Below are 1,449 nucleotides of genomic sequence, written 5' to 3'. Positions count from 1 at the left end.
GTATCGCTTAATAAAGGCATGCGGATAACCGTAACACCTTTTGCTGCTAATTCTTCTTCGCTTAAGCCACCACCCTGAGCTGGTGCAGCTTCTTCTTTTTTCTCTTCAGCTTTTGGAGCTTCTGCGCCTTTTTCAGCTTCTAATGCTGCTTTATAATCTTCGCCTTCTTTACCAATAACGGCCATGATTGCATCAACGGGAACAGCTGTTCCTTCTTCTACACCTACGTATAAAAGAGTTCCATCCCAATAAGATTCCATATCCATTGTTGCTTTGTCAGTTTCTACTTCTGCCAAAACATCGCCGCTTTTCACTTTATCGCCCACTTTTTTATGCCACTTCGCCAAAACCCCTTCGGTCATGGTGTCGCTCATTTTGGGCATTTTAATTACATCAGCCATTATATCTAATTAATTGAAATCTTATTAATATTAGTCCATTACGTAAGGGTAGTCCTGTTGCATATATACATCTTTGTATAATTCTGATGCATCAGGCCAAGGAGATTCTTCAGCAAATTTTACTGCCTGATCTACAATTGCCTTTACTTTAGCTTCCACTTCTTCAATCCAGGCTTGGTCTGCATACTTTTCTTTAAGAATCGTTTCTCTTGCATGCTCAACTGGATCTTTTGCTTTATAATCTTCTAATTCTTCTTTGGTACGGTATTTTGCCGGATCTGACATCGAGTGACCACGGTAACGGTAAGTTCTCATTTCTAAGAAAGTAGGTCCTTCACCTTTACGTGCACGTTGGATCGCTTCGTCCATTGCATTGTGAACAGCAACCGGATCCATACCATCAACTGGCGCACATGGCATATCAAAACCTAAACCTATTTTATAAATATCGGTCATGTTAGTGGTACGTTGTACTGAGGTACCCATTGCATAACCGTTGTTTTCGCAAACAAAAATAACAGGCAATTTCCAAAGCATGGCCATGTTAAAAGTTTCGTTTAATGCACCCTGGCGCACAGCACCATCGCCCATATAACAAATGTTAACATTGTCAGTTCCTTTGTATTTTTCTGCAAAAGCAACGCCAGCACCTAATGGAATCTGACCGCCAACAATTGCATGACCACCGTAGAAGTTATGCTCTTTACTGAACATGTGCATTGAACCACCTTTACCTTTAGAGCAACCTGTAGCTTTACCGTACATTTCTGCCATAATACTATCAGCACTAACTCCTAAAGCTAAGGCATGAGCATGATCACGGTATGTTGTAATCATTGAATCACCTTTTTGCATTGCAGATATTGCACCTGCAACTACAGCTTCTTGTCCAATGTATAAATGACAAAAGCCACGTATTTTTTGTTGTCCGTATAACTGGCCAGTTTTTTCTTCGAATTTGCGCATAAGCAACATCGACTCAAACCACTTTAACCAGGTATCTTTATTTATTTCTACTGCACTCATTTTAGGGTATTTGTTTTTTGCG

2 protein-coding genes are annotated in these 1,449 nt (G+C 40.2%); both read right to left on the bottom strand.

Annotation, left to right across the window (positions count from 1 at the left end; all coding sequences use genetic code 11):
• Window positions 1-401: biotin/lipoyl-containing protein (locus tag AC1DPQ_RS27585; protein ID WP_477611541.1), on the bottom strand; the 401-nt coding region annotated here is incomplete at its 3' end.
• Window positions 402-431: 30 nt separating this feature from the next.
• Window positions 432-1,427 carry a pyruvate dehydrogenase (acetyl-transferring) E1 component subunit alpha gene (pdhA, locus tag AC1DPQ_RS27580; protein WP_029274973.1) on the bottom strand — a complete coding sequence of 332 codons (996 nt, stop codon included), beginning with the start codon at window positions 1,425-1,427 and terminating at the stop codon, window positions 432-434.
• Between the last annotated feature and the right edge of the window lie 22 nt (window positions 1,428-1,449).

This window comes from Pedobacter sp. 01T416_2, from assembly GCF_056398925.1.
Note: the sequence above shows the minus strand (reverse complement) of the source record. Positions and strands in the feature narration are given on the sequence as shown.

Coding starts and splice junctions, on each gene's coding strand:
- pdhA (WP_029274973.1), bottom strand. CDS start 1,427: ATGAGTGCAGTAGAAATAAATAAAGATACCTGGTTAAAGTGGTTTGAG.